The sequence below is a fragment of the Bacillus sp. MYb78 genome, assembly GCF_002975115.1.
Classification (GTDB): Bacteria; Bacillota; Bacilli; order Bacillales; family Bacillaceae_G; genus Bacillus_A; species Bacillus_A cereus.
The window spans coordinates 210,861-237,360 of sequence record NZ_PCOB01000006.1 but is presented as its reverse complement, the minus strand read 5'-3'; the positions used below and the strand labels follow the sequence as shown (position 1 = coordinate 237,360).

Sequence of the window (26,500 nt, the reverse complement as noted above, 5' to 3'; positions counted from 1 at the left end):
GAAAAATAAAAAACTTCTATACATTATGCTAGAAAGTAATAGAACTAAAAAAGGTACTGCCATGTGGCAGTACCTTTTTTATATGTATCAAGAAATGATATCGTAAATCTCAATTGCAACCATGTCGATATTATCGAATTGATATACTTGAGGTTTTTCACCTTGTTGATACACTTCTAACTCATACATTTCACTTTTATCGAAAAATTTCACGCTACATTTGCGCTCACCGTTCACTTCAAAATAGCGTTGTGCTACTTCACCGCTTTCAGCTTGTTCTTGTAGACTAACAAGTCGAGTTAAAATTCCTTGGAGTAGAGACATGAAATCTCTCCTTTCTCTGATCTTCCTACCAATAGGTTTTACAGCTATACTCATTCTATCCGTCATAACAGAAAAAATGTTCCACACTCTAGGATAAAGGTTATTGGCCAGAAACTCAACTAAAAATTTGTCGAAATGCGAAGGAAAAAACAGAAAGAACATATTTCTCCTTCATTATTGCGGTTTTTATACTGGAAGAATATAATAAAAAACAGAAAAAAGGAGGAATTACAATGAAAAAAATTGAGGTTTATACACAACCCGATTGTCCGCCATGTGTTATTGTAAAAGAATTTTTGAAGCATAATAACGTTGCATATGAAGAATTTGACGTAAAAAAAGACGCTGCTGCTCGCAATCGTCTTTTATACGACTATGATTCTTATTCAACTCCAACAGTCGTAATTGATGGCGAAGTAGTTGCAGGTTTTCAAATTGAAAAGTTACAACAACTACTCAATATAGAATAGGAATAGGTAAATACCTATTCCTATTCTTATCCCGCTATTTGTAGGTAGTAAAACTCCCACCCACTAATTAAAAGTTTCACTTTATAATTGTTGCAACCTTTTTATTTCAGTTAAAAGTTCCTGACTTTCATGATATCCTGCTAACTTCCATTTATCTTGATCCCTTTTCAATGTTACAATTTGATATTGTCCACTTTTTGTCCGCTCATATACATATAAATTTTTATGCTCTTGATCATACGACATTTTCGTTTCTGAATTAAAAGAAAACGGCGCTTCTTTTGCCGGAAGTAAATATTCACCACTTTGTTTATCACTTCTGCTATTTTCATCTGTAAATACTTGAAGGAAATTATCTGTAAAATACGGTGATAACGTCTCTATCATCTTATTCATCGGCAAATGCTTCCCACGAATTGAAAACTGGGTTTCATAGCCTTTTTGTATCGTTGTAAATACTTCTTTCCGATCCACTTCCACTTCCTCTTTCCCTAAAACAGTCGTAACACTATAACCAACTAGAAAGGCAACACATACAAATAGAACAAGCCATATTCCATATTTCCTCATTTTTTCACCTTCCTTTTAAAAGAACTTGTCTTTGTAGTATTCATTGTAACAATGATTATGCAAAGAAAGGACAGATTTCGTTCGTAAAATCTTTACAACGATAGACAGCATTTTCATCACCATTTTCACTATTACCAATTTATGATAAAAACAAACAAAAAATGCACGAATCTCTTCGTGCATTAAAATAAAACATCTTCTTCATATAAATATTCATATGATAAATCTATAAATAAAAAGTTGTCATCATCTATTGGGAAAGAAAATGTTCGTACCATTTCGCCCGTTTCGATATCTGCATATAAATCTGAAAGCCTTGCCTTATTCTCAAAACGCATTTTCATGATATTCTCAAGAAAATACGGGCGCCAACTCCAGTTCTTCATATAATAATCCGGCATCACAATCCATTCTCCATCTTTTTTCATAACATTTCCTGATTGTTGGAAACCATCTTCATTACAAATAAATATGCGAAAACTATACTGTGATACACTTTGACTAAATTGTAATAACCAATCATTGATATCTTCATTCTTTTTTTGTTTTGATAAAACATCGCCAATGCGATCGCGTAACATCTCTGTTAAATTATAAATTTTTTGTAACTTCTTCTTTTCATGTTGAATAAACTGATGACATTCATTACCAAGTCGCTCTTTCAAAACATTCGTTTCAATAAAATCAGGTAAACATTCTTTCAAATAATTACCTTGATAATATCTTCCGCCGTTCTTCCAAGCATATTGCAGTTGATAAAAAGCATCTATTTCTTCATATAACAAAGTTGCACCAATTCTTCTAGCAAGTAATGATAAAGAATATAAAATATCTTGATAAGATTGTAAAAGTGCTGTTTGCCTTAAGTTCGTTAAATCTACTTTTAAAATATCAGGTGCTAACACGCTAATACGCTCTAAATTACTTGTGCCCGTTCCGACCTTATTAATCGAAATTTGAATACCATATGTACGATAATACATAAGCAAATGATTAAATTGCTCTATATCTTCTTTACATTCATGCTCTGTAATCTCTAAAACAATTTGTTTTAAATTTAAACCTTGTTCTTCATACCTCAATAAAAGTTGAAGCAAGCTTTCATCATCATCATTCATTAATACATTAGCATTTCGATGTATAAATAATAATAATTTTTGATCGCTTTCTAAATAACGATTTAAAGCTTTTTCTACTATAATATTATCCGCTTCCAGTTGAAATTCACTTGGAATCGAATCATCGTGAAAGAAAGAAGCTAAACTTTGTATGCCCTCTTCTGTTTGAATACGTCCTACTACTTCATATCCAATTACAGTATGCTCATCAGCACTAAAAATAGCTTGATAATAAGGAAGGACTTTATCCAAGTTACTCATTACATCTAATGCATCTATCAACGTGCTTCCCTCCCTTTACTTTTCAAAAATTATAACATGATATTTACGGAAAAATAATAAAAAATCCCTTCAGTTTTCCTGAAGGGATTAGAGGGGTAAAATGCTAAGGGGAATTAGCAATTCTACTATGAAGAAAAAAGAGGTCTTAAATATAACGTATATATGACCTCTTGTAAACACTTTTCTTTCATATGTCACAAATCCGTCACATTTAACCATAAAAAATGAATCAAACATTCATTTTTTATCCCTTTTAAAATGGATATTGATGTAAATGTTGTCCTCCATCCATTGTCATGCAAGTTCCATTTATGTACGCCGCTTCATCTGAGCATAAATAATAAGCTAGACCAGCGATTTCTTCTGGCGTACCCAGCCTTCCAAGCGGAACACTTTGTATCGTACGCTTAGCCATTTCTTCTGAAATCCATAATTTATCAGCACCGCCCGTACGTTCAATTGGTCCTGGCGCGATAGCGTTAACTCGTATTCCATATTTACGCCCCCACTCAACAGCGAGCGTCTTCGTCATCGCTAATACCCCTGCCTTCGCTGCAGCCGAATGAATCACTCCTGGACCTGCATCCCATGCATACGTTGCTACCATGTTAATGATATTCCCTTTTATACCTTTTTCAATCCAATATTTTCCGACAGCATGAGTACAGTAAAACGTACCGTTTAACACAATATTAATGACTGAATTCCAGCCATTCACAGATAAATCTTCTGCTGGACAAATAAAGTTTCCAGCTGCATTATTTATTAAAACATCAATTCTACCAAACTTCTCATCAATCTGTTCAATCATTTTCTGAATGTCATCCGTATTTCTTACATCCATTTGTACAGGTAATACTTGCCCTGGAAATTGTTCAATTTCCAACTTTGTTTCCTCTAGTTTTTCTTTTGTACGTCCTGTAATAACAACTCGTGCCCCTTCTTTTGCAAAGCGATTCGCCATTCCTTTTCCCATTCCACTCGATCCACCTGTTATAATAACTACCTTTTCTTTCACATACATCCCCTCCAAAAAATGAATACACATTCATTTTATCACTTTATTTAATAGAAATCTTTATATTTTTAAACTTTTCTGATATTTTAATGTAAAGAACTTTCTTTTTATTCATTTTTTTCGTAATCTATACTAATTTTTTATTATGTAAAGTATATTTTTAAATAAACTGAAAGGAGATTTGAGTAGCCTGTAAATGGAATAAAAACATTGAGGTATACTCATATTTTTATGACGCACATTACAAGAAGAAATTTTTTGAAAATTGGTATGCGTACTTGTCTCTATTCATTTATAACCAGTGGCATCGGATACTACTATGCTAAATATATAGAACCCCATTTCATTTCTTTTACACAGCACACATTAAAATCACAACTCATCCCAAAAAGTTTTCATGGTATGAAAATTCTTCAATTCAGCGATTTACATCTCGGATACTATTTCTCGCTTCAACATTTATCTCAAGTTGTTTCTAAAATTAATGCTGTAAATCCAGATATTGTCCTTTTTACCGGAGATCTCATTGATAATTATCAAACGTATACTGACACTCCTTTTGTCGCATCCATTTTAAAAAATATACAAGCCCCCTTCGGTAAATTCGCTATTTATGGTAACCATGATCACGGTGGATATGGAACTGAATACTATGAGCACATCATGCGTGAATCAGGATTTGAACTATTGCTAAATAGTGAAAAAAGAATTCTTCTAATGGATAATAGTGAAATTTCTATTTTCGGTCTCGATGATATACTACTAGGCAAACCAAAAATAGAGAAAACATTACAACATGCACGGCAAAATACTTATAACATCGTTCTTGTTCACGAGCCAGATATCGCGCCGCAAATTTCCAAATATCCAATCAACTTGCAACTTTCTGGTCATAGCCATGGCGGACAAGTACAAATTCCTTTTTTAGGGGCTATTATTACACCATCACTCGCCAAAGACTATATTGAAGGCTTCTATACGATGCAGGATTTAACTCTCTATGTCAATCGAGGTCTTGGAAGAACACGTGTCCCATTTCGTTTCATGTCAATACCTGAAATCACAATTTTCACACTCCAACATTCGTAATAATTCGCCTATTTTCTTACATATCCTTTCTTGTACGCGCTCATCCATGTTTCGTTTACCATATGATAAAAGTGAGTCCAATAAAGGAGGTATGTTCATGTATCCATATTATCAACCAATTCCAGTCCGTTCAGCACCTATTGGTCCAGTAGGCGACTCACGCTTCTTCCCGTTTTTTGGCGTTCCCTTTCTAGCTGGAATTGCTGGTGGATTGCTCGGCGGAGCATTAGCTTTCGGCCCTCGACCATTTTATCCACCTTATCCACCACCTTTCCCGCCGCCAGCACCTTATCCTTGTTACGGTGGACCATGTCAGCAACCATACTATTACTAGGTTAAAGTAACGATTCTTTCAAATATTATTCTCTCAACGAGCCATCTCATTACACGCTTATAATAAAACTATTGTTTCTACTCATCCTTCCATTTTTGGAGCATATGAGTAGAAAAAAGTAAAAACCTCTTATGTCCATAAGAGGTTTTTACTTTTTTTCATTATTCAGCGTCTGTATTTTGATACGCCATCTTAAACAACTTCACTTGGCTATCAATTTCTTCTGTACTATCATTAATAACATAATAGTAATCACCATCTTTATTTTGTTCACGTGTTTTCACATTATCAGCTAATGTAAGCTGTAAAATCGCCTTAATTCGTGCCTTCATTTCAATATCTAATATCGGGAAAGATATTTCCACTCGCTTCTCCATATTTCGCGTCATCAAATCAGCTGAAGATAAATATATTTTCTCCTCCCCATTATGATGGAAATAATAAATACGGCTATGTTCTAAATATCTTCCAACAACACTAACTACACGAATATTTTCACTTACATTTGGAATACCAGGTCGTAGGCAACATGTTCCTCGAACAATGAGCTCTACCTTTACTCCAGCTTGTGATGCTTCGTACATTTTTTTTATTAACGGTTTATCTGTTAATGAATTCATCTTAGCGATAATATATCCATTTCCATATTGCCTATGATAACGGATTTCTTCATCTATTAAATCCATAAATTGCTCTCTTATATCAAATGGAGCAACCGATAAATGATGAAAATGTGGCTTTGTTGTATAACCACTTAAATAATTAAAGAAATTGGTTGCATCGACCCCAAAATCTTTTCTTGATGTAATATATCCAAAATCAGTATATAACTTCGCTGTTGCATCATTATAGTTCCCAGTTCCGAGATGTACGAACCTTTCGATTTTTCCGTTTTTTCTCCTTACAACTAGCGTAATTTTACTATGTGTTTTCAAGTGACTGACACCGTAAATAACATGACAGCCTGCCTGTTCCAATTCTTTAGCCCAGTGAACATTGTTTTCTTCATCAAACCTTGCCTTTAATTCAACTAATACCGTCACTTGTTTTCCCTTTTCAGCCGCTATCTTTAACGCCTGAATAATCGGTGAATCACCACTTACACGATATAACGTTTGTTTAATCGCAAGTACATTCGGATCGTCTGCCGCATCACGGACAAAATCAACTACCGGCTGAAATGATTCAAAAGGATGATGTAATAAAATATCATGCTCAATTGCTTTTTCAAATACATCTTCTTCATCACCTAAATCTTGAGGCGGTTGCGGAATAAGAGCTGGATATACAAGATGTTCATATAAAGGAGCTAGTTTTTTATATAAAGAAAACAAACATGTTAAATCTAATGGACCATCCATTATATATACATCTTCATCTTTTACTTCCAGAACCTCATATAATAACGCTAATACTCTTTCATCAATGTGTTCTTTCCCAACCTCTAAACGAACAGCAGCCCCCCACTTACGCTTTTTTAATTCTTTTTCAATTACCTTTAATAAATCTCTCGCACCTTCTTCATGAATCGTTAAATCTGCATTGCGTGTAATACGGAAACGAGTAACAGATGATACTGTATATCCCGTAAATAATTTATGAGTAAAGCTACTAATTACGTCTTCTAATAAAATAAATTTATGCTTTTGCCCTTCGCTCGGTAAAATTATGAAGCGCTCAAGTAATGAAGGAACTTGCACAATTCCTAATTTCGTCCTGTTTTCTTCTTCCGCTTGCTTCTCATCATATAAAAGAGTAGCCAAATTCAAACTTTTGTTTAATAACATTGGAAATGGGCGATATGCATCAATAGCTACAGGAGTTAACACCGGAAAAATTTGCTCATCAAAATACTCTTCTATAAATTCTCGCTGCTCTTTCGTCAAATCATTGAATGTTAAACGTTCAATTCCCTCTAACTCAAGCGCTGGTAATACATAATTTTTAAATGTATCATATTGTACTGTCATTAGTGCATGGGCTTTTATCGCAATTTTATTTAATTGCTTTTTTGGTGTTAAGCCAGCTTTATTTTCTGGTTGATTAAATCCAGCACTCACTTGATCCTTTAATCCCGCTACACGTACCATAAAAAATTCATCTAAATTCGAACTAAAAATACTAATAAATTTCAATCTTTCCAAAAGTGGATTATTTGCATCTTGCGCTTCTTGTAAGACACGTTCATTAAATGCTAACCAACTTAACTCTCGATTATTGTAATAAGCTGTATCATTTAAATTTACTGCATTCCCCTTCAATAATTCCATTCTCTTCACACTTCCCCTTGAAACTTTTTTACTATAATTTAGTTGCTTTTATTTTAGCAAATTACAATATTATAAAGTGTAAATTTTTTGTAAAGACATCCGTACAACCTAATGTTTTAGTTCAAATAACAAGTTAATATTCGTTTTTAATACTCTTTCTAACTGTTTTTTTTGTTTTTCAGCTTGCACTTTTTCCGCTAATGCTGATTGTTCGCATAAAACTTTAAACGTTAACCCTTCTTCGTTTTCTGTTATAGATATGGTATCAACAAGCGATCGTTGCCTTACATTTAAAGTAGCTGAAAATTGTAAAACAGCTCCTAACAGGCGGATTTTTTTTTGTTCGCTTTTATCAAACCAACCTTCAAATGGTGATAAATGTTGTTTAAATAACATTTTTGATTTATACGATGCAATAAGTGCTAGCCTTACTCGATCTTTATGCATCATGCCATCAATTGTCTTATTCGCTAATAAATAAAACGTATGTAAACGGCTCGCTTCTTCGTCTATATATTTGCCTATATTAAATACTTTCGCTGCTTGATGGAACACTTCCCAGTCTTTTATTGACATAGAAATAAGCCCTATTTCCTCAAGTTGTTTGCAAATTAGTCTTCCATGTTTAATAAGTTGAATTACAAATTCCATATCCATTTCGTATTCATGTGATAGTAAATGCAAACTTTCTTCAACTACGTTCGGATAATATGAAATCCCCAAATCTTTTGTCAACTCTTCATAGAAAACACCTTCTCTTAACCCTTTTCTACTTAATACAAATGCCGGTGCCTCTATAACATGAACAAGTGTATGAAATACTTCAACCGCTGGAATAATCGTATCCGCTCGATCTTTTGCCAATCCTTCCAATTTCTGAAGTTCTATGAACGACAATTTTTCTAATTCATCTTTTACATTTTCAATATCTTCTTCTTTCATCTTGTATAAATGTAATCCTGCTATAGGATAACATATTAAATTTTGATGGATTTTTACTAAGTTCCTCGCACTACCACCAATTGCAATAAGAGGCAATTTCTTATTGCTTAACCATGGTAACGTTCGAAATTGAAACTCTAAATACCGTTGCATTCCTTCTAACTCATCTTTAGTAGGAATATCACCTTTAATAAATTGTTGCTTTAAAGAAAGTGCCCCAAAAGGAAAACTATGGTACTCTAAAATCTCTCTATTTATAAAGTATGTAACTTCCGTACTTCCCCCACCAATATCTACCGTTATTCCTTCTGAAAACGATGTAGAATTCATAACCGCCAAGTATCCGTAACGCGCTTCCTCATACTCTGATAATACTCTAAGAGTAAAGTCCGTTTGTCCTTCAATAAGCTTTTTAATTTCCTCTTGATTCTCAGACTGTCTAATTGTTGCTGTTGCAACACAAAGTACATGATGCAACTGATGGAACCTTGTACTTTCTTGAAATTGAAATAATGTCTGTAATAATACTTCTAGTCCCTCTTCATTCAACACACCATCAATTAAGTAATTCCTTAACCTAGCAACCACTTTCGTATTTTCAATCTCTTTATAAAAACCTCCATTTTGCTTTTCATAAATAACTAAACGCATTGTATTAGATCCAATATCTATAATGGCATACTGTTGTTTTAATATTTCTTTCAAACTTCTCACTCTTTCATTATCAAATTTCAAAAACATATTCTATTACTATTATACAAAATAGTTGTTTTTTGTAACAATATTGCTTTAATATTGAAAATATATACAATCACTTTTTGCATATAATAAAAACCTCTTTTATTTATGGTATAATAATGAAAAATTGAAAGGAGATTCAATATGAAACCTTCACAACCACAATCTCAATTACAAAACCAACATTCTATTAATCGACTAGCTCAATCTATTTTCGTTGTGAATCGTCATGCTAAAGCAGCTACTAATCCTAAATATTTATACTGGTTAAAAAAGACAGCTTTAGAACGTTTGATTGCTGAAAAAAAAGCAATTAAAGAAGGATTACATTTTTCTAGAAACCCACGTTTTAGCCAACAACAATCTGATGTCCTTATACGTTTAGGCGATTATTTTTTCCACATCCCTCCTACGAAAGAAGATTTTCGAATTCTACCGCATCTTGGTCATCTTGAATCCTCCTATCGAAATCCGAAAACAACCTTATCTTTAACAGTAGCAAAAAAAACACTTCAAGATTATATTGGTCCTGAAGCATTGAAACAAGAAAAAAAATTAAGTGAACCTGTTCCATGGTATAGTCGTACTTATACAAAAAAATAAAACAGTTTGGCCAAGTCTAGGCCAAACTGTTTTATTTTTTCTCTTCTTTAATTTTAATATTTGCTTGTTTATAAAAAGCTACTTTTTCTGTATTATAAGACTTTGTGAATTCATTAAATTTATCTTTTTCTGACTCAATATCCTTATAAGATTGATTTACTACTTTTACTTTTTCACTAATATCTTTTAATTTAGTACCTTTATCTTGTAACATTGTGTATAACTCTTTTTCTTGTTTTAAAGATTTATTATAGCTGTCATACATTTTATTAAATGAATCGTGTCGTTTCTCATAGGTGCTTTTCACTTTATCAGCTTGATTTTTCAACTTATTATCTTCAATTTTCTTCACATACTTATCAGCTGACTTCACTTCTTCTTGCGCTTTATTTAAAGCCTCTTTTTCTTTTGTAAGTACTTTTTCTCGTTCAGTTGTATTCTTTGCTGCTTGATTCAATTTTTCTTTAACAGTTTGATTATTATCTTTTCCTTCTTGCACAATCTGGTTATATAATTCTTGTCCTTCTTTCTCTAAAGCCTCAAGTTTTTTTGCATCTTCAAACATTGTTTTTTCTTGTTTAGCAGCGTTTTCAAACGCTACATATAATTCTTCTTCTGGTTTCGGTCCAAAACAACCGGCTAATAAAGTCATTGATAATGCAGTTATAATTGCTAATTTACTATATTTCAACATCTCTTCCTCCTATTTATAAACGACCATCGTGTAATATAAAAAAGTTATAAAATATGTAATTGTTCTATACACTCGCATCTTTTTTACGAAGATCATTAATATTGTTTGTACGAATTATTACTTAATATTACATTATTCTTTTTGAAGTATTTAGCAGTTCCATATCCATCTTTAAGTATAGTTCTTCGTGTTTTTTAAAACCTGTTCACACTATGTATTACCTTAATGGCCACAGAATTTCACCTCAGTCTTAATAAGACTATAATAGTTCACCTGATAAAAGGTGATCGTTCCGCTCTCACGTCTATCATTCCCTTTCCAGCTTTCTATCAAATAATCTCTTTGTTCATTTTACACAGTACAATCGATATCTCGCAACAACTTACAAATATTCTTTTCATTTCCTAAAAAGGAAAAGTGTAGAGCTTGCTTTCCTCTACACTTTTAAAATAAAACACATTGTGCAAATTGCATTGGCACTACCATCATAATTATATGCTTATTTCATATATTTTTAAAGACTTTTATTACAAACGCAACGTTTTTTGTAATAAAAGTCAAAAAAATGTTACAAATAAAACTTCTTCCTATCATATATCTTCAAATCGAAGCTTCACTCATTTTCTTGCAAATTTCTATACTGATACAATTGATTTTGCGACTTTCTCAACAGTTCTTCAAACGTTTTTCCTTCTACTGGATAGCTAGCTGCTCCAAATAAAAGAGTGACACTGAGTAAATCACCTTCTATTTCACTTTCAATATTTTTCATTAATCTGTTTGTTATTGTTGATGTTTCATGACCATTATCAATTGCTACAATAACATACTTATTTTCATCCCACTTTGTAACAACATCTCCCTTCCGAATTGTCTTTACAATGGTACTCTCTAATTTTTGTACTAACACTCCCAATTTTTTTTCTTGCAACGTGTCTTTTAATCCTTCCCATTCTTTTACAGAAAGAATGTAAACTGTAATATTACGGGAATCTCTTTCAGATAAAGCGGCTACTTTCCCAAAAAAATCAACAACAAAATCGTTGCTTGCCATTCCTCCTCCTTCCACATTCATACGCTTGTTCGCTCTTTTATCGTACCAATGTCCAAAATAATAACTTAGTATCATTTGCAATATATAAATAATAAAGACGGTATAAAATGATCGTGAATCCAGTTTTGCAATTACATCCTGAAGTGCAATCCATTCTGTAACTGCCACTGTATTTCCAAGTAATAATCCACTAATTTTCCCTTTATGTTTCATACTTCTCCCCCTTTTATACCAATATATGTTTCTATATCAATAATGTTTTTCTACAAAATAAAAAATGTACATATGCAATGTACATTTCTGCTTAAGCTTGTATACCTTTCCTACTCTATTTCATATATATAATATATAACTTTTATAGAAAGGAGTAATCTATATGCTACAAAAAGAGAATCTATCAGATGCTATGCGTTTACTAGCTGGTTTTCTATTATCATTAAAATTATTATTTACCTCTTTCGGCATACACTTTATTACAAACGATCAAATCGACGCTATTGTTAATGTTGTTTCATTTTTATTTATTCTATACTTTGGCTACAAAAATAACTATGTAGGAAAAAAAGGAATAGAGCAAAAGAAAATACTCAAAAAACACAACCTTCACTAAAAAAGGAACCTTTTGTACAGGTTCCTTTTTATCATTGCCGCACAACAACTTCATTTGTTTGCAGTGGACCATATGATATCTCTTTATCTTGAAATGTATATGTAGCCTGAAAGAATGCTTGTTTAAGAGCTTTATCTTTATTAGCTTTTATTTTGCAACGTAGTTCCACCTTTTCATTTGGTAACAAATCATCAATTCGCCACCTTACAAGCTGGAATAAAAACTCACTTATCCCCTTATCAACTTTTAAAGAATTAGGAATATAAGCAAAGTAATCTCGAATCATATGACTTACAACAACTCTCGAAATCATTTCTACCCCTTTATTTTCCACTTGAATTCGCATAATAAGTATGTCGTTTACATCGTAGGTCAATTCATACGAAAATTGTTCTGTATACATACTACCAATTTGCAATGTAACGGCTACTTGAGGAAATTCATTTTCCTTTTTCGATCCGTCAATCCACAATACTGGTTGTAGCGGTATTGAATACTTTCCTGTATCCGAAATTCGTCCCCATATTTTCATAATATATATTCACCTCATTTCAGATGTACCATACACACAATGAATTCCCCAACTTACTAAAGCTTGCTACAAGTAATGTTTAATATTTCTCTTCCTTTTATCCTATTCGACAATATGAAGAAAAAACCATTTTTCATCTATTAACAGAAGGTGTTCTTTATGAAATTTTTTTACAATTTACTTCATTTCCTTTATAGCAATATTCGTATCGCTCACTCGTTCTCTACTCATATGAAAGAATATTTTGACGGAAGAAAAAATTTGCCTTATAGTCAAATTTGACTATAATATTCTTTATGGCATATTAGTGCACTTATGGAAAAGAAATTAAAATCAACTATACATTTAAATTTTTTTCCACTGCACTCAAAACTTGATATAGTTTACTTATTTCTAAAGGAGGGTTATATTTGGAAACTCAACCATTAAAAAAAGACACCAACAAGACAAAATTTGTTGTTGCTGGTTTGCTGCTTGGTATATTAATGGCCGCAATGGATAATACAATCGTTGCAACCGCAATGGCAACAATCGTTGGAGACCTAGGAGGCTTTGATAAGTTTGTTTGGGTCACATCAGCTTATATGGTAGCAACAATGGCAGGGATGCCTATCTTTGGGAAACTTTCTGATATGTACGGGCGGAAACGTTTTTATATTGGGGGCCTCATTCTTTTCTTATTCGGTTCTGCGCTTTGCGGAACAGCTTCAAGTATTGAGCAATTAAGTATTTATAGAGCTATTCAAGGTATCGGTGGTGGTGCCCTTATGCCTATCGCCTTTACAATTATGTATGATATCTTCCCACCAGAAAAACGTGGGAAGATGACAGGGCTATTCGGTGCTGTTTTCGGGACATCTAGTGTATTCGGTCCTTTATTAGGTGCTTATATTACAGACTATATAAGTTGGCATTGGGTCTTCTATATTAATATTCCATTAGGACTTATCTCCTTTTTCTTCATTACTAAATACTACAGTGAGTCTCTAGAATTTAGAAAACAAAAAATTGATTGGGCTGGTGCTATTACACTTGTCATAAGTATCGTTTGCTTAATGTTCGCATTAGAACTTGGTGGTAAGGAATATGCCTGGAATTCCACTGTAATTATTGGCTTATTTACAACAGTAGTTATTGCGCTTATTATTTTCTTCTTTGTAGAAAGAAAAGCAACCGAGCCTATTATTTCGTTCCATCTATTTAAAAAACCTTTATTCGCAGCTAGTCAAGGAGTTGCCTTTTTCTATGGTGCTGCTTTTATTATCTGTACAGTTTATATTCCAATCTTCATTCAAGGTGTTCTTGGAGGTTCGGCCTCTAATGCTGGATTAATTTTAACACCAATGATGGTTGGTTCTGTAATTGGAAGTCAAACAGGAGGACAATTAGCTTCTCGAACAAGTTATCGTAACATTATGATGGTATCTGGTGTCTTCTTCGTTCTTGGTATTTATTCATTAAGTACTTTAACAATGGACACACCTCGTTTACTCGTAACACTATTTATGATTCTCGCTGGGCTTGGTGTTGGCTTCTCATTCTCAGTATTAAGTATGTCTTCTATTCACAAGTTAGAAATGCGAGACCGCGGTTCGGCGACATCAACAAACTCATTCTTCCGATCACTCGGTATGACTCTTGGTGTAACGATTTTCGGTACAATTCAAAATCATATTTTTACAGATAAACTAAACTCTGTGTTCCCCCCTGAACTAGCAAAATTAGCTCCAAAAGGCGGAGACACAAGTTTCTTATTATCACCAGGCGCTACCGCAAAAATTCCTGTTGAAATATTAGCGGGTATTAAAGAAGCTCTCGCTACATCTATTGCGAACACATTCTTCTGGGCAATCATCCCGGCTGTACTAAGTGTTATTTGTATTTTACTAATGGGAAATGAACGCCTCTTTACAGGCCCTAAAAAGAAAGAAAAACAAAAGCAAGTCAGTTAATATAAAAAAGAAGCGGCATATCCCTTTATGAAAAAGGATATGCCGTTTATAATATGTATAAAGTTTTTATATACAGGAGTTGAGACAGCATGAGCATGAAATTAGTCATTCTCGGCTTGCTACTCGAAGGAGATAAACATCCATATGAAGTGCAGCATATTATGAAAGAACGACAAATGGATTGTTATATTAAATATGCTAAAGGATCACTTTATTACGCTTTCGAGCAATTAGAAAAGCAAGGCGCAATTCACATTACAAATGTAATTAGAGACACAAACCGACCTGACAAAACGATTTTTCATATAACAGAAGAAGGCAAAAAACTATTCCACACTTTACTATTAAAACAATTCGAAGCAAAAAACCAAATATATAAACCTATTTATTCAGCCCTATCTTTCGCTCACTTTAGCAATGATCACGAATTAGTTCCTATTTTAGAAAAAAAGAAAAACGATACTCTTCAATATTTACATACTATGCAAACGATATATGATTGTAATAAAGGAAAGGTTCCACGTGCACAACTATATATTTTGCAAAGTGTAATTGAGCATATTACAGTTGAATTACAATGGCTAAACACCCTCCTTAAAGATGCTATAGCAGGCCGACTTTCAGAAGTTGCTATAGATGAAAATTGAGCTATGAAAGAAGACATCCCTACTTCTTTCATAGCTCAATTTCTCTTTTTATACTGTAATATTATTAGTTACTTCAGAATAAAAAGTCAGAATAATAAGAAATAAAAACTTTGGAATTTTCTTATTTTAAAACAGTAGACAAAATTCCAAAAATTGTGTTAGAATTTGTTTCAATATCATATCGCTTGTTAAATTCCTTTCAAAAGGAAAATAGGTACACGAACATTTCGTTTCGTGTTTAAAAGGGAAGCTTGGTGAAACTCCAACACGGTCCCGCCACTGTAAATGCTGAGATTTCTTTTTGGTGCCACTGTGAAAACGGGAAGGTGAAAGAAATTATATGAAGCATAAGTCAGGAGACCTGCCTGTTTTAACAACACTGATAGATTCACGGATGATGATGAGGTGTTAAAACAAAAAGGAAGGCTTATTTTCTATGTCTTTGCACTTTTTGTTATAGGTATTTCCTAGTAAACGGAAATGCTTACTTTCAATTAGGGAGGAATTTAAAATGGCAATTCAAACAAGTAACTTAGGTTATCCACGTATCGGACTACAACGAGAGTGGAAAAAAACATTGGAAGCTTTTTGGTCCAATAAAATTGATGAAGAACAATTTTTAACAACAATGAAAGAAATTCGCCTTCAACACGTAAAAGTACAGCAAGAAAAAGGGATTGAACTCATTCCAATTGGCGACTTTACATATTATGATCACGTTTTGGATACTGCCTATATGCTAGGATTTATCCCATCACGTTTTTCTGAGTTTACATCTTACCTTGATGTATATTTCGCAATGGCGCGTGGCTCTAAAAATCACGTAGCTTCCGAAATGACAAAATGGTTTAACACAAACTATCACTATATCGTTCCTGAATATGAAGAGGGATTACAAATCTCTTTAAAAGATAATCGTCCACTTCGCTTATACGAAGAGGCAAAACAAGAATTAGGAGTAGATGGAAAGCCTGTTATTTTAGGTCCATATACTTTCTTAAAATTAGCTAAAGGCTATACACAAGAACAATTCCCTTCGATTTTAAAACAGTTAGTTGCACCTTACGTACAACTGCTTTCAGAACTACATGCAGCTGGTGCACAAGCCATTCAAGTTGATGAACCAATTTTCGCTTCTTTAACGAAAGAAGAAGTTCAACAAACAAAAGAAATTTATGAAGCTATTCGTAAAGAAGTTCCAAATGCGACTCTTCTTTTACAAACGTATTTTGATAGCGTGGAAGAAAACTATGAAGAAATTATTACATTCCCGGTATCCGGTATTGGATTAGATTTCATTCATGGTAAAGAAGGTAATTTAAATGCTATTTCAAAATATGGATTCCCAGCTGATAAAACTTTAGCTGTCGGTTGTATAGATGGCCGTAACATTTGGAGAGCTGACCTTGATGAAGTTCTTGAGTTATTTACAACGTTACAAAAACAAGTCCAAACGAAAGATTTCATCGTTCAGCCTTCTTGTAGCTTATTGCATACACCGATCGATAAAACAGAAGAAACTCACTTATCGACTGAGCTATTTGATGCATTAGCATTTGCAAATCAAAAATTAGAAGAGTTAGTTCTTATTCATTCCGCTCTCACTCAAGGTACAGAAAGCATTAGTACTGAGCTGGAAACATATCGAAACGTACATCATACAATTCGCTCATCTGCTGCACGTAACCGAGAAGATGTCAAAGCAGCACGAACAGCACTAAAAGAAGAAGATTTTTCACGCCCTCTTCCATTTGAAAAACGATACGAATTACAACAAGTTGCCCTGGAGTTACCGCTATTACCAACAACGACCATTGGTAGCTTCCCGCAAACAACTGAAGTTCGTCAAACGCGAAAAGAATGGCGTAACGGTGTTATTTCAAATGAACAATATGAACAATTTATTGAAAAAGAGACAGAAAAATGGATTCGTTACCAAGAAGAAATTGGGCTTGATGTCCTTGTACATGGTGAATTTGAAAGAACTGACATGGTCGAATATTTTGGTGAGCGCCTTGCTGGTTTCTCATTCACTAAAAACGGTTGGGTACAATCATACGGTTCCCGCTGCGTAAAACCACCTGTTATTTATGGTGATGTAGCCTTTATTAACGGCATGACTATTAAGGAAACAGTTTATGCACAAAGCTTAACGGAGAAAGTTGTAAAAGGAATGTTAACTGGACCTGTTACGATTTTAAATTGGTCCTTCGTTCGAAATGACATTCCAAGAAAAGAAGTTTCGTATCAAATTGCACTAGCTCTTCGTCACGAAATTGAACTACTTGAATCTTCCGGAATTAGAGTAATCCAAGTCGATGAGCCAGCACTTCGTGAAGGAATGCCACTAAAAGAAAAAGATTGGGATGCTTATATTACATGGGCAGTACAATCCTTCCTTTTAGCAACTTCTTCTGTAGCAAATGAAACACAAATTCATACTCATATGTGTTACAGTAACTTCGAAGATATTGTTGACGCGATTCGCGCATTAGATGCAGATGTAATTTCTATCGAAACATCAAGAAGTCACGGAGAATTTATTGATACGTTAAAACATACAACATATGAAAAAGGCATCGGTCTAGGTGTATATGATATTCATAGCCCACGTGTACCGAGTAAAGATGAAATGTATAAAATCGTAGAACAATCTTTAGAAGTATGCGATCCTAAATATTTCTGGATTAATCCTGATTGTGGTTTAAAAACGAGAAGAACAGAAGAAGTTATTCCAGCTTTAGAACATATGGTTCAAGCAGCGAAAGATGCTCGTTCCCTTTTAAAAACAAACGCATAACAAAAATGGGTTATCCTTTTCTCAGGATAACCCATTTTTTATTCTTTACTTTCAAAGAAGAATTCGTATTGTATTTTATATAATTCATCATCCGTTGGCTCTTCAAGAGGAATTGCTTGTAAGACAACTGTATACTCACCATTTGGAATAGATATTTGAAATTTGTTTGAAAGAATACTCGTTATAACGATACTTTCATTTTCAACCGTAAAAGGAACCGTAATCGTTCTAACCACTTCTTCTTTTTCAATATGTTTCCCTGGGGTCACTTTCACTTCACAAGTATAATCAGAAAGTGCTTCAAAAATAACAGTTCCCTCTGCCTCAGCATAACCTCTTTCAAAATCTTCATCCGTCCAGTCTACATAAGGCTGCTCACCGTCATAGTTCATTAACATTAATTGCGAATAAGAAATTGTTAACTCCATAGTTCCCCTTCTCCTTCATTATGAAATGTACAAATACTACTTCACTTCAAATTTCACACGCGTACCATCTGGATATTTATCTAACTTATTCCCTACCCAAGAGCCTGCTCCCCGGTTATCCGCCGGACTTATATATTCAATATGTGCTCCTTTTCCGCCTTCCTTGCACATCGCCATTGGCCATTCATCACGATCATACCCTTTTTTTGATGGATATGGTGCTAACGACAATTTCCTTCTATCTGCAGCACCACCACGATCGATTGTACAAACTTCTGAATGCCCTTCTTTTATAGCATCCGTAATATGTTTTCCTGTCTCTGGATAACGTTCTTTCGGAAATTCTAACACTTGATCATACGTATTCGTTTTCTTTACACTTGTTTCCTCTGGCACAAGTACTTCATAAACTGCTACTAAAATAGACAGAATTGCAATAATTGAAATGATAATACCTTTTAATTGCTTCATGTATACCTCCATGTTTCTACCAGTTTCTTTTCCTCAGTTATTATAACAAACTTCTCCTGTATATGTTTTCAGACATTATTTTAGTTATTCCTTGCCATTCCGCCAAAAAATTTCATTTTTTCACTAATGCTGTAGAAAACTAATAGCCTTCCGACATTCTTTTTCAAAGGAAGTCCTCATAAAAGATTGAAATGATATATACGATACTTTTTGGGGAGGAAATATCATGGAAGCTACCTATAAAACGAAAGATGTCACGAATAAAACAGGCATCCCAAAACATATAGTCCGCAAATATAGTCAACTGTTAGAGGAACATGGTTATATGATTTCTAAAACAGCTGATGCTCGTATTTATAAACTTGATGATTTAAAACTATTGAAATCTATACATGAAAGAGCTGCCACATTACAAGAAGATATTTCAGAAACGATACCGATTATTTTAAAAGAAAAAGAGGCCCCACCTGTACCAGTTATACAAGATAAGCAAGAGATACAACCGAAAGAAAAAGAAGATGGGCGTAACTTTGAGGAGTTCATGTTGAAACTTGAAATGCTAGCTCAATTAAATGAAGCAATTATTCATCAAAATTCTACTCTAATTACACAAAATCGTTTAAAGGATGAGAAACTAGATGAATTGATGCAACAAGTGTATGTAAAAGAAGGCTCTCAAGAAAAAATGCTTCAAGAGTTAGTCGAGCACGCCGCTCAAACAGATGCATTGCAAAAAGAAAAAATGGACTTATTAATGAATCATATGTATAAACGAGAATCCAAACAAGAAGAAAAAATGAATAAACTTGTTAGTCAAATTTATAACAAGGACAGTAATCGTGATGCACAGCTTATGCAAGTTATTCGAGAAATTCAAGAAACAAAAAGAATGGTCGCTGCCTCAAAAGAGCAAAGCTTCTTTCAATCATTTAAAAGTTTATTTAGCCGAGCAAAACAAGAAAAAACAAATGAATAAACAATATAAAATAAAAAGTTACCTTCCATCGGTAACTTTTATTCCTTATTTTGTACAGCTGGTAATATAATAATTGCTTCAGTGCCTTTTCCACTTTCACTCTTATATTCCAATGTACCATTATGCGCTTGTAAAATACTAAATGTTACCATAAGCCCTAATCCTGTCCCTTTTTCTTTTAAAGAATAATATGGTTGCCCCAGCCTTGCTAACTGTTCTTTCGTCATACCAACACCACTATCTTTAACTCTTATTATGATTGTTTCGTCTTTTTGAATAGCTGTTACTTTTAAATATCCTTTATTTCCTTGAATTGCTTCAATACCATTTTTAACAACATTCATAATAGCTTGCTTCAATTTTGTCTTATCACCAATCGTATAAAGACTTTCTGAAATTTCAACTTGTAAATATACACCTTGCATCGCTGCAAATGACGACATAAGAGTGGTCATTTCTATTAATTGGGCTGATAAACAAATGTGTTCTTTTTTCTCAATTTGCGGCCTTGCTAAATTCAAGTAATCTGAAATAATTTGTTCCGCCCGATCCAATTCAGCTAATACGAGACGCATATAATCCTTATTCTTCACATCTTCCGTACTTTCTAGCAATTGGATAAATCCACGAACAACAGTAAGTGGATTTCGAACTTCATGTGCCACACTTGCTGCTAACTCACTTACAATATTAAGCTTTTCTGATTTTTGCATCTCTGTACGTAGCAATGCATTTTCATTTAAATATTCAGTTAAATACACCTGAAATACCATTGTCATGACCATGATAAGCGAGGCAAATATAAATCCGCTATATATTTGCGAAATATACGGTGTAAATCCTGTTTCCAAAAGAACATTAATCATGCCTAATACTAAAGAAACAAGCACATAAAATGATGAAATCATAAATGCTAAAATTAATTTCTTATCTCTTGAAAAAAGAGACCATTTCTTTGATAAAAATAGCGGAACTATCAATAGAAATGTTACTTCTAAAACTGGAAGAAAGCTCATTCCCTTTAGTAACCATTCATATGCAACAAAAATAACCGCTGGGATTAAACCAACAATCCCACCATATAAAAAACCACTGACAATTGGAATTGGGTGAAAGTTATACCCACACACATTGCCAAAACAAATAGAGTATGTCATGGAGAGAACGAGCGTAACGCTAGATAAAAACATAATAAAGTAACGATTTGGCTTCGGAGGCATTTCTTGATAGCGATTTAAACGAATCGCTTCATATAAAAATAGTGGTAAAATTATGATGGCAATTTGAATCAACAAATCACGGATAAGCTCCATAACCTCTCATCCCCTATATGTATTTTGATATGATTATATCATTTTATAGGTTTATTTGTTTTAAAATTTTGATTTTTCTTAACATATTTGTTAATTCTTTGTTAACAACTCATAATAATTGTTACAGATTTTCGAAATGATTGTAAACCCTGTACCAAATTTCCTTCGTGCAGTATACAATGAATACGGATTACAAAGAAAATGTAAAAATACTTTTTTAGACGGACAACTATAGCAAAATACAGCATATAATCCATACTATCTATGTTTACAAATAAGTGATCATTACTTTAGTAGGAGGAAGATAAATATGGCGGGTACTACGCTTGTTTTAAAAGAAGAAAATTTGGTTGTTCTAGAAAATGTTGAAAAATCAGTATATGAAGAGTTACAGCATAAAGCAGGAGATGAAGATTGCACATGTGCTGTGAACGAATCAGTTGTTCACCTTGGCAAGGTATCCTCTGTACTCTGGAATGAAGATGAAATAGATTGGGAATACGGATATTAAAAAGTCGCTTATAGCGGCTTTTTTTCTCTTTTCTCTCTCTTTCTAAATTACATATACAAAGCGCAATCATAGAAAATATGATAAAATGAACTTAATTTTCAAACGGAAGAAAGGGAGATACAATGGAACAATTCATTAACCCTAGAGTGAAGGATATCCAAATTTCTGGAATCCGTCAATTCTCTAACATGATTCAAAACTATGATAATTTGATTTCTTTAACAATCGGACAACCCGATTTCCCTACACCTTCTCTCGTAAAAGAAGCGGCAAAACGGGCTATTACAGAAAACTATACAAGCTATACACATAACGCTGGTTTACTAGAATTACGTAAGGCAGCTTGTAACTTCGTAAAAGATAACTACGATTTACATTACTCACCTGAAAACGAAACCATCGTTACAATTGGTGCTAGCGAAGCGATTGATGTTGCATTCCGAACGATTTTAGAGCCAGGAACAGAAGTAATTTTACCTGCTCCTATTTATCCAGGTTACGAACCTATTATTCGATTATGCGGTGCAACGCCCATTTTTGTAGATGTTCGTGAAACTGGATTCCGTTTAACAGCTGACGCGCTAAAAAATGCTATTACAGAAAAAACAAGATGTATCGTACTACCATATCCTTCTAACCCAACTGGTGTAACTTTATCCACAGAAGAATTAAAAGATATTGTAGATGTTTTAAAAGATAAAAATATTTTCGTCCTTTCAGATGAAATTTATAGCGAGCTTGTGTATGAACAAAAGCATACATCTATCGCTCATTTCCCAGAAATGCGTGAAAAGACAATTGTCATTAACGGTTTATCTAAATCACATTCTATGACTGGCTGGCGTGTTGGACTTTTATTTGCACCAAGCTATTTAGCAGGACACATATTAAAAGTTCATCAATACAATGTAACGTGTGCTACTTCAATCGCTCAATACGCTGCAATTGAAGCATTAACAGCAGCTAAAGACGCACCAAAAATGATGCGCCACCAATATAAAAAACGCCGTGATTACGTATATAATAGACTCACTCAAATGGGATTAACAGTTGAAAAGCCAACAGGTGCATTTTACTTATTCCCATATGTTGGTCATTTGACATCTTCATCATTTGATTTTGCACTTGATCTTGTCAAAGAAGCGGGACTAGCTGTAGTTCCTGGAACAGCATTCTCTGAATACGGTGAAGGCTACCTTCGCTTGTCCTATGCGTATAGTATCGAAACTTTAAAAGAAGGCTGCGACCGATTAGAAGCCTTTCTAATGAAAAAAGCTAAGAGTTAAACTCTTAGCTTTTTTATGCATAATGATCACAAGTTTGACGTTTTAGTAATTTATGAGGAATAATGATACACTTTGCAGTGGATTCTGCATTCTCTACTTTATCAACTAAAGCTTTTGCTGCCTCATATCCTAGCTGATAAATATTCACATCAACTGTCGAAAGTGGAGGGCTCGCAATTTCTGATAATAAAGCATTATTAAAGCTTACAATAGAAACATCTTTCGGTACAACGAATCCTTTTTTAGAAAGAGCACTTAACACACCAAGTCCAATTAAGTCATCCGTTGCCATAATTGCCGTTGGCGGTTGCTGCAGTCCCATTAATTCCTCAACAGCTTGTTGACCACTTTCCCTCGAAAAATCAAAATGTAAAATATATTCTTTTGGTAATACAATGTCTGCTAATTTCAAGGCATCACTCATACCAGCTAAACGATCTCTCGTTACAAGTAAATCTGATCCACCACCAATGAACGCGATTTGCTTATGCCCTAATGAAATTAAATATTCTGCCACTTCTCTTGCAGCTGTATAATTGTCATTATCTACATATGTAATTTCATCTTTTCGATCATATGGTTTTCCTATTAAAACAAACGGGAAATTTTGTTCATGTAAATATTGAATAATCCGATCATTCTCCCTTGAATATAAAAGAATAATGCCACCAATTTGGCGTCCCTGTACCATCTTTACGACACCATTAAAAATTTCTTCTTCCGTTTCACCTGTCGACATGTAAAGCGCATAACCTTCTACGTGTGCAAATGAACTAATCCCTCTTATAACTTCTGGGAAAAATGGATTTTGAAAAGCTTTACTTGCAGAACTTGGCATAACAAGACCAAGTGTTTTCGTCGTTTGGTTCGCAAGATTTCTCGCATTTAAATTGGGATGATACCCTAATTCACTCATCACTTTCCTAACACGGCGCTTTGTCTTTTCACTTATACTTGGATTATCAGCAATTACACGAGAAACTGTTGATGGTGCCACATTCGCTTGCTTCGCCACATCTTTAATTGTAACTGTCATAAAAATCCCCCTCCTCTCATTTCTCTGCCATTTTTCATATATTTTATCTCGCACTCATTGCAAGTCATAAATTTTCATTTCTTATATCTTGCAAAACTAATCCTATTCTCCCTCTTCATGTATTGTAAGGGATATAGCTATTTTTTCCTATACTATAATATACTATTTATTTCACTTCTTTTCACATGTGATGTCAAATCTCTTTTCATCTCCCTATAAACTTATTTATAGGGAGATGAAAAGAAAAATGGGACGTAATGTCCCATTTTTCATCCTTTTGTACCTCCAGCTGTTAAACCGGAAACAAAATATTTTTGTAGTGATAGGAATAAAATTGAAATCGGGATCGCAATTAACACTGAACCCGCTGCAAACGTTGTAAATTCATTACCGAATTTTTTCGCAACCATTTCATATAATCCAACTGCTAAAGTATAATTTTCTGGTGTTCGCAAAATAATACTCGCTAAAATGAAATCTGTAAATGGACCAATGAAAGTAAATAATGCTACAACCGCTACGATTGGCTTTGCAAGTGGCATAATGATTTGCCAGAAAATACGGAAATGCCCTGCTCCATCCATTCGAGCTGATTCATCCAACTCTTTCGGAATCGTATCAAAATACCCTTTCATAAGCCATGTATTCATCGGAATTGCTCCGCCCACATAAATTAAAATTAATGCAAGGTGTGTATCAAGTAATCCTGTTAACTGAGCTAATATATATAGTGCGATTAACGCTGCAAAATTCGGGATCATTTGCAGAATTAAAAATGTTAATAAACCATTCTTTCTTCCAACAAAACGATATCTCGAAAATGCATAAGCAGTAAAACTAATGGCTAGTACAGAGAAAATCATCGTCATTACGCTAACTTTCAAAGTATTTTTATACCAAAGTAAGTAATTACTTGAATCGAGATCAAGTAGCTTGCGATAATGATCTAATGTGGCGTTTTTTGGAATAATACTTGACCCAGATAAACTATCACCTGGATTAAACGATGAGCCAATTATCCATAGTAATGGATAGAAAACAATCGCACACATTATGAAGATAACTAAATAACTTAATGAAAGACGTAGCATCTTTTGTCGTTTAATATTCATTTACATCATATCCTCTTCTTGGAATGATTTTGTTCTCTTAAATTGCCATAACGCAACTGTAATAACGATTAACGATAAAATCATTGTAAGAGCTGCTGCTTTGCCGTATTGAGCCGAAGTCATCGTTAACTTATAGATCCATGAAATTAAAATATCCGTTCCACCTGCATTTTGTCCAGACACAGCAGGTCCCCCGTTATTAAATAGATAAATAATACTAAAATTATTAAAGTTAAACGTATATTGCGTAATTAATATTGGCGCTGTTGCATATAACACAAGTGGCAATGTAATTTTGCGGAACTGTTGCCAAGCAGTTGCTCCGTCTACTGTAGCCGCTTCATATAATTCTCCTGGAATCGATTGTAGTATACCTGTTGTCATCGCAAAGACGAACGGGAAACCAAGCCACGTTTGAATCATAATTAAAGCAATCTTTGACCAAAACGGGTCTGTCATCCAAGCAATCTTTTCAATCCCGAATAAAGCTAATACTTGGTTATTAATTGCTCCAAATGTTTCATTAAACATACCAGCAAATACAAGAATAGATACGAATGCTGGAACAGCCCACGGTAAAATAAAGATTGTTCGAATAATTGCCTTACCTTTAATACCAGGCTGATTTACGATAATCGCTAAAAAAATACCAAGTGCAACTTGTAATGTTGTTGCAACGAATGTCCAAATGACAGTCCAAGAAAATACACTTAAAAATGTATCTCTCCACATCGGTAATGTGAAAATATCAATAAAGTTTTTAAAGCCCACCCAATCTACTAATTTAGCTGGAGGAGAATGATATAAATCATAGTTTGTAAATCCAATTAAAATTACGAAGATGATTGGAAATACGACAACAAAGATAAGTAGTAGAAAACCTGGTGAAACCATTAAATAAGGAAAGCCTTGATCTAACAAATTACGGTATTGCTCTTTTACAGAATTTAACGGTGTTCCAATATCACGTTTCTTCCCATTTTGATATGCATCATATAAGTTAAATGCATATATGCCAAGCCCAAAAGCGATAACGATAAGTGCCAAGATCCCTTCTACTAATAGAAAGACGGAATGGTCACGTGGAACTTCTGTACCGAGCGTTACAATGCCCCATAATCCCATATTTAATAAATCAGCAAAGGCTACAATAAATGAACCTGTTAATACTAGAAAAATAAGACCTTTTACAAATTGTTTATTATACATTTGGCCCACGCCTGGAATGATTGATAACATGGTTGCCACTTTCCTATGCTTTGAATCATTTAACCCCTTTGCAGGTTCCATAGATGTTTGCATGTTCCTTCCCCCTTTTTT

At 33.8% G+C, this 26,500-nt stretch carries 26 protein-coding genes and 1 riboswitch; of the genes, 11 read left to right on the top strand and 15 right to left on the bottom strand.

The window, feature by feature from the left end; all coding sequences use genetic code 11:
- Nucleotides 1–87: 87 nt before the first annotated feature.
- The gene (locus CQ064_RS15330) at nucleotides 88–324 is read right to left on the bottom strand and encodes a YkuJ family protein (protein ID WP_000055151.1); all 237 of its coding nucleotides are present in this window, start codon (nucleotides 322–324) and stop codon (nucleotides 88–90) included.
- A 233-nt stretch (nucleotides 325–557) separates the two neighbouring features.
- On the opposite strand from CQ064_RS15330, the gene CQ064_RS15325 reads away from it, so the two are divergent.
- The gene (locus CQ064_RS15325) at nucleotides 558–794 is read left to right on the top strand and encodes a glutaredoxin family protein (protein ID WP_000717875.1); all 237 of its coding nucleotides are present in this window, start codon (nucleotides 558–560) and stop codon (nucleotides 792–794) included.
- 81 nt (nucleotides 795–875) lie between these two features.
- On the opposite strand, the gene CQ064_RS15320 is transcribed toward CQ064_RS15325, so the two are convergent.
- From CQ064_RS15320 to fadH, 3 genes are all read right to left on the bottom strand, one after another.
- Nucleotides 876–1,364 (bottom strand): DUF3993 domain-containing protein, encoded by a 489-nt coding sequence (locus tag CQ064_RS15320; protein WP_001233805.1) that lies wholly within the window; start codon nucleotides 1,362–1,364, stop codon nucleotides 876–878.
- Between the two features lie 182 nt (nucleotides 1,365–1,546).
- Nucleotides 1,547–2,764 (bottom strand): EAL domain-containing protein, encoded by a 1,218-nt coding sequence (locus CQ064_RS15315; RefSeq protein ID WP_000564307.1) that lies wholly within the window; start codon nucleotides 2,762–2,764, stop codon nucleotides 1,547–1,549.
- Nucleotides 2,765–3,017: 253 nt separating this feature from the next.
- Nucleotides 3,018–3,782 carry a 2,4-dienoyl-CoA reductase gene (gene fadH / locus CQ064_RS15310; RefSeq protein ID WP_000660898.1) on the bottom strand — a complete coding sequence of 255 codons (765 nt, stop codon included), beginning with the start codon at nucleotides 3,780–3,782 and terminating at the stop codon, nucleotides 3,018–3,020.
- A 231-nt stretch (nucleotides 3,783–4,013) separates the two neighbouring features.
- Between fadH and CQ064_RS15305 the strand changes: the two genes are divergently transcribed.
- Nucleotides 4,014–4,871, top strand: coding sequence for a metallophosphoesterase (locus CQ064_RS15305; protein ID WP_003271475.1), 858 nt, complete (start codon nucleotides 4,014–4,016; stop codon nucleotides 4,869–4,871).
- Nucleotides 4,872–4,968: 97 nt separating this feature from the next.
- On the top strand, nucleotides 4,969–5,205 hold the full coding sequence (locus tag CQ064_RS15300) for a hypothetical protein (protein ID WP_000283738.1): 237 nt from the start codon (nucleotides 4,969–4,971) through the stop codon (nucleotides 5,203–5,205).
- Between the two features lie 161 nt (nucleotides 5,206–5,366).
- Here CQ064_RS15300 and CQ064_RS15295 read toward each other — a convergent pair whose 3' ends face one another.
- Both CQ064_RS15295 and CQ064_RS15290 read right to left on the bottom strand, forming a co-directional pair.
- Nucleotides 5,367–7,475 (bottom strand): polyphosphate kinase, encoded by a 2,109-nt coding sequence (locus tag CQ064_RS15295; RefSeq protein ID WP_000421679.1) that lies wholly within the window; start codon nucleotides 7,473–7,475, stop codon nucleotides 5,367–5,369.
- A gap of 108 nt (nucleotides 7,476–7,583) precedes the next feature.
- Nucleotides 7,584–9,158 (bottom strand): Ppx/GppA family phosphatase, encoded by a 1,575-nt coding sequence (locus CQ064_RS15290; RefSeq protein ID WP_003271474.1) that lies wholly within the window; start codon nucleotides 9,156–9,158, stop codon nucleotides 7,584–7,586.
- A gap of 141 nt (nucleotides 9,159–9,299) precedes the next feature.
- Between CQ064_RS15290 and CQ064_RS15285 the strand changes: the two genes are divergently transcribed.
- A complete protein-coding gene (locus CQ064_RS15285) occupies nucleotides 9,300–9,758 on the top strand; it encodes a YkyB family protein (protein ID WP_000804864.1) in 459 nt (152 codons plus the stop codon).
- 31 nt (nucleotides 9,759–9,789) lie between these two features.
- On the opposite strand, the gene CQ064_RS15280 is transcribed toward CQ064_RS15285, so the two are convergent.
- Both CQ064_RS15280 and CQ064_RS15275 read right to left on the bottom strand, forming a co-directional pair.
- Complete coding sequence (locus CQ064_RS15280) at nucleotides 9,790–10,452, bottom strand: YkyA family protein (RefSeq protein WP_000922469.1); 663 nt, start codon at nucleotides 10,450–10,452, stop codon at nucleotides 9,790–9,792.
- A 613-nt stretch (nucleotides 10,453–11,065) separates the two neighbouring features.
- A complete protein-coding gene (locus tag CQ064_RS15275) occupies nucleotides 11,066–11,719 on the bottom strand; it encodes a diguanylate cyclase domain-containing protein (RefSeq protein WP_000680816.1) in 654 nt (217 codons plus the stop codon).
- Between the two features lie 163 nt (nucleotides 11,720–11,882).
- On the opposite strand from CQ064_RS15275, the gene CQ064_RS15270 reads away from it, so the two are divergent.
- Nucleotides 11,883–12,116 (top strand): SPP1 phage holin family protein, encoded by a 234-nt coding sequence (locus CQ064_RS15270; protein ID WP_000939446.1) that lies wholly within the window; start codon nucleotides 11,883–11,885, stop codon nucleotides 12,114–12,116.
- A gap of 31 nt (nucleotides 12,117–12,147) precedes the next feature.
- On the opposite strand, the gene CQ064_RS15265 is transcribed toward CQ064_RS15270, so the two are convergent.
- A complete protein-coding gene (locus CQ064_RS15265; protein ID WP_000708123.1) occupies nucleotides 12,148–12,648 on the bottom strand; it encodes a hypothetical protein in 501 nt (166 codons plus the stop codon).
- A gap of 410 nt (nucleotides 12,649–13,058) precedes the next feature.
- Here CQ064_RS15265 and CQ064_RS15260 point away from each other — a divergent pair, with 410 nt between their 5' ends.
- The 3 genes from CQ064_RS15260 (at nucleotide 13,059) to metE (ending at nucleotide 18,047) form a co-directional block, all read left to right on the top strand.
- Complete coding sequence (locus CQ064_RS15260) at nucleotides 13,059–14,600, top strand: MDR family MFS transporter (protein WP_000449905.1); 1,542 nt, start codon at nucleotides 13,059–13,061, stop codon at nucleotides 14,598–14,600.
- 89 nt (nucleotides 14,601–14,689) lie between these two features.
- Entirely contained in the window at nucleotides 14,690–15,247 is a 558-nt protein-coding gene (locus CQ064_RS15255; RefSeq protein ID WP_000062063.1) for a PadR family transcriptional regulator, read from the top strand.
- Nucleotides 15,248–15,442: 195 nt separating this feature from the next.
- Nucleotides 15,443–15,630: riboswitch (cobalamin riboswitch) on the top strand.
- A gap of 128 nt (nucleotides 15,631–15,758) precedes the next feature.
- Entirely contained in the window at nucleotides 15,759–18,047 is a 2,289-nt protein-coding gene (metE, locus tag CQ064_RS15250) for a 5-methyltetrahydropteroyltriglutamate--homocysteine S-methyltransferase (protein WP_001007616.1), read from the top strand.
- A 38-nt stretch (nucleotides 18,048–18,085) separates the two neighbouring features.
- On the opposite strand, the gene CQ064_RS15245 is transcribed toward metE, so the two are convergent.
- Both CQ064_RS15245 and nucA read right to left on the bottom strand, forming a co-directional pair.
- Entirely contained in the window at nucleotides 18,086–18,475 is a 390-nt protein-coding gene (locus tag CQ064_RS15245) for a competence protein ComJ (RefSeq protein WP_000424024.1), read from the bottom strand.
- 36 nt (nucleotides 18,476–18,511) lie between these two features.
- Nucleotides 18,512–18,946 carry a DNA-entry nuclease gene (gene nucA, locus CQ064_RS15240; RefSeq protein ID WP_000811494.1) on the bottom strand — a complete coding sequence of 145 codons (435 nt, stop codon included), beginning with the start codon at nucleotides 18,944–18,946 and terminating at the stop codon, nucleotides 18,512–18,514.
- A 226-nt stretch (nucleotides 18,947–19,172) separates the two neighbouring features.
- On the opposite strand from nucA, the gene CQ064_RS15230 reads away from it, so the two are divergent.
- Nucleotides 19,173–19,922 (top strand): DUF3967 domain-containing protein, encoded by a 750-nt coding sequence (locus tag CQ064_RS15230; RefSeq protein WP_000388467.1) that lies wholly within the window; start codon nucleotides 19,173–19,175, stop codon nucleotides 19,920–19,922.
- Between the two features lie 38 nt (nucleotides 19,923–19,960).
- Here CQ064_RS15230 and kinB read toward each other — a convergent pair whose 3' ends face one another.
- Nucleotides 19,961–21,235, bottom strand: a complete 1,275-nt coding sequence (gene kinB / locus CQ064_RS15225; protein ID WP_000420372.1) for a sporulation sensor histidine kinase KinB — start codon at nucleotides 21,233–21,235, stop codon at nucleotides 19,961–19,963.
- 310 nt (nucleotides 21,236–21,545) lie between these two features.
- Here kinB and CQ064_RS15220 point away from each other — a divergent pair, with 310 nt between their 5' ends.
- Together CQ064_RS15220 and CQ064_RS15215 are read left to right on the top strand one after the other, a co-directional pair.
- Entirely contained in the window at nucleotides 21,546–21,746 is a 201-nt protein-coding gene (locus CQ064_RS15220) for a hypothetical protein (RefSeq protein WP_000929276.1), read from the top strand.
- A 122-nt stretch (nucleotides 21,747–21,868) separates the two neighbouring features.
- On the top strand, nucleotides 21,869–23,032 hold the full coding sequence (locus CQ064_RS15215) for an aminotransferase A (RefSeq protein WP_000434575.1): 1,164 nt from the start codon (nucleotides 21,869–21,871) through the stop codon (nucleotides 23,030–23,032).
- Nucleotides 23,033–23,045: 13 nt separating this feature from the next.
- Here CQ064_RS15215 and malR read toward each other — a convergent pair whose 3' ends face one another.
- The 3 genes from malR to malC form a co-directional block, all read right to left on the bottom strand.
- On the bottom strand, nucleotides 23,046–24,068 hold the full coding sequence (gene malR, locus CQ064_RS15210) for a maltose operon transcriptional repressor MalR (protein ID WP_000219053.1): 1,023 nt from the start codon (nucleotides 24,066–24,068) through the stop codon (nucleotides 23,046–23,048).
- Between the two features lie 269 nt (nucleotides 24,069–24,337).
- Entirely contained in the window at nucleotides 24,338–25,180 is an 843-nt protein-coding gene (malD, locus tag CQ064_RS15205) for a maltosaccharide ABC transporter permease MalD (RefSeq protein ID WP_001022603.1), read from the bottom strand.
- A complete protein-coding gene (gene malC / locus CQ064_RS15200) occupies nucleotides 25,181–26,482 on the bottom strand; it encodes a maltosaccharide ABC transporter permease MalC (RefSeq protein WP_001194982.1) in 1,302 nt (433 codons plus the stop codon). It lies immediately after the preceding gene.
- Between the last annotated feature and the right edge of the window lie 18 nt (nucleotides 26,483–26,500).

Excerpts from the sequence above, each read along its gene's own strand:
- CQ064_RS15305 (WP_003271475.1), top strand. The coding sequence starts at position 4,014 with ATGACGCACATTACAAGAAGAAATTTTTTGAAAATTGGTATGCGTACT.
- CQ064_RS15255 (WP_000062063.1), top strand. The coding sequence starts at position 14,690 with ATGAGCATGAAATTAGTCATTCTCGGCTTGCTACTCGAAGGAGATAAA.
- CQ064_RS15320 (WP_001233805.1), bottom strand. The coding sequence starts at position 1,364 with ATGAGGAAATATGGAATATGGCTTGTTCTATTTGTATGTGTTGCCTTT.
- CQ064_RS15330 (WP_000055151.1), bottom strand. The coding sequence starts at position 324 with ATGTCTCTACTCCAAGGAATTTTAACTCGACTTGTTAGTCTACAAGAA.
- kinB (WP_000420372.1), bottom strand. The coding sequence starts at position 21,235 with ATGGAGCTTATCCGTGATTTGTTGATTCAAATTGCCATCATAATTTTA.
- CQ064_RS15215 (WP_000434575.1), top strand. The coding sequence starts at position 21,869 with ATGGAACAATTCATTAACCCTAGAGTGAAGGATATCCAAATTTCTGGA.
- metE (WP_001007616.1), top strand. The coding sequence starts at position 15,759 with ATGGCAATTCAAACAAGTAACTTAGGTTATCCACGTATCGGACTACAA.
- CQ064_RS15265 (WP_000708123.1), bottom strand. The coding sequence starts at position 12,648 with ATGAAAATATGGGGACGAATTTCGGATACAGGAAAGTATTCAATACCG.
- CQ064_RS15275 (WP_000680816.1), bottom strand. The coding sequence starts at position 11,719 with ATGAAACATAAAGGGAAAATTAGTGGATTATTACTTGGAAATACAGTG.
- CQ064_RS15245 (WP_000424024.1), bottom strand. The coding sequence starts at position 18,475 with ATGGAGTTAACAATTTCTTATTCGCAATTAATGTTAATGAACTATGAC.
- CQ064_RS15280 (WP_000922469.1), bottom strand. The coding sequence starts at position 10,452 with ATGTTGAAATATAGTAAATTAGCAATTATAACTGCATTATCAATGACT.
- malD (WP_001022603.1), bottom strand. The coding sequence starts at position 25,180 with ATGAATATTAAACGACAAAAGATGCTACGTCTTTCATTAAGTTATTTA.
- CQ064_RS15290 (WP_003271474.1), bottom strand. The coding sequence starts at position 9,158 with ATGTTTTTGAAATTTGATAATGAAAGAGTGAGAAGTTTGAAAGAAATA.
- CQ064_RS15220 (WP_000929276.1), top strand. The coding sequence starts at position 21,546 with ATGGCGGGTACTACGCTTGTTTTAAAAGAAGAAAATTTGGTTGTTCTA.
- nucA (WP_000811494.1), bottom strand. The coding sequence starts at position 18,946 with ATGAAGCAATTAAAAGGTATTATCATTTCAATTATTGCAATTCTGTCT.
- CQ064_RS15300 (WP_000283738.1), top strand. The coding sequence starts at position 4,969 with ATGTATCCATATTATCAACCAATTCCAGTCCGTTCAGCACCTATTGGT.
- CQ064_RS15295 (WP_000421679.1), bottom strand. The coding sequence starts at position 7,475 with ATGGAATTATTGAAGGGGAATGCAGTAAATTTAAATGATACAGCTTAT.
- CQ064_RS15285 (WP_000804864.1), top strand. The coding sequence starts at position 9,300 with ATGAAACCTTCACAACCACAATCTCAATTACAAAACCAACATTCTATT.
- malC (WP_001194982.1), bottom strand. The coding sequence starts at position 26,482 with ATGCAAACATCTATGGAACCTGCAAAGGGGTTAAATGATTCAAAGCAT.
- CQ064_RS15325 (WP_000717875.1), top strand. The coding sequence starts at position 558 with ATGAAAAAAATTGAGGTTTATACACAACCCGATTGTCCGCCATGTGTT.
- CQ064_RS15230 (WP_000388467.1), top strand. The coding sequence starts at position 19,173 with ATGGAAGCTACCTATAAAACGAAAGATGTCACGAATAAAACAGGCATC.
- CQ064_RS15270 (WP_000939446.1), top strand. The coding sequence starts at position 11,883 with ATGCTACAAAAAGAGAATCTATCAGATGCTATGCGTTTACTAGCTGGT.
- malR (WP_000219053.1), bottom strand. The coding sequence starts at position 24,068 with ATGACAGTTACAATTAAAGATGTGGCGAAGCAAGCGAATGTGGCACCA.